This window comes from Paraburkholderia sp. J76 (assembly GCF_905220295.1).
GTDB lineage: Bacteria > Pseudomonadota > Gammaproteobacteria > Burkholderiales > Burkholderiaceae > Paraburkholderia.
Genome location: NZ_CAJMZJ010000063.1, coordinates 1 through 316, shown reverse-complemented (window position 1 = coordinate 316; position 316 = coordinate 1). Strand labels below are relative to the sequence as shown.

At 65.8% G+C, this 316-nt stretch carries 1 pseudogene; it reads left to right on the top strand.

Annotation, left to right across the window (positions count from 1 at the left end):
* Positions 1–316: pseudogene (locus U5768_RS31920) on the top strand (sulfonate ABC transporter permease); the annotation flags it as partial.

The following is a 316-nucleotide window of genomic DNA, read 5'->3' as shown; positions in this document are numbered from 1 at the left end:
TCACGAAACGATGGCGCCCATCGCCACGCTCAAGGCGCAACCCATCTCGCTCGACCCCGCGAACCTGCCCGAATACGCCATGCGCACGACGCTGCGCATGCTCGCGGCGATGGTCGCCTCGCTCGTCTTTACGCTCGTGTACGGCACGCTTGCCGCGAAGAGCCGCCGCGCGGGCCAGGTGCTCGTGCCGATTCTGGACATCCTGCAGTCGGTGCCGGTACTCGGCTACATCTCGTTCACGGTCACGTTCTTTCTCGCGCTCTTTCCCTCGCGCGTGCTCGGCGCCGAACTCGCGGCGATCTTCGCGATCTTCACG